Below are 429 nucleotides of genomic sequence, written 5' to 3'. Positions count from 1 at the left end.
GGTCTCGAGGCTCGTCGCTGGCGCTCCTCGGCACCTCGACCATCGGATGGGAAGGCCCGGAGCGTCATTCGAACGCTTCCGCCCGATGGTCGAGGTGCGAGCCGCGTGCGGCGAGCCTCGAGACCCGGCGAGATGACAAGCCCGATACCGATCTCGCCACACGCGACGACCGGGGATCGATGGCGCCCACCGACCGAATCCGCCGCAGCCGAGTCCCGATCGGACACGGCTACTACGACCTCGTCGAAATCCTCACCCCCGACCCCAGCCCGGACTCGCCGATCGAGGCGGCTACCGAAGCCGCTTAACCGATGTCCGGCAAACGGGGGTAACCACACACTCGCGCGAATCTTACTGCAGGACTTGACAATTAAATTCGATTCTACAATCATGACAGGAGGCACAGTTCGTTAGGGATGATCTCACCCA

1 protein-coding gene is annotated in these 429 nt (G+C 63.2%); it reads left to right on the top strand.

Annotated elements, in window-relative coordinates; all coding sequences use genetic code 11:
* On the top strand, positions 1 to 308 hold a 308-nt coding region (locus P3L18_RS28395; RefSeq protein ID WP_276116015.1), incomplete at its 5' end, for a hypothetical protein.
* Positions 309 to 429: the final 121 nt, after the last annotated feature.

This window comes from Gordonia sp. N1V (genome assembly GCF_029269935.1).
GTDB lineage: Bacteria > Actinomycetota > Actinomycetes > Mycobacteriales > Mycobacteriaceae > Gordonia > Gordonia polyisoprenivorans.
The sequence above is the reverse complement of the archived record's forward strand: the minus strand, read 5'-3'. Positions and strand labels throughout refer to the sequence as shown.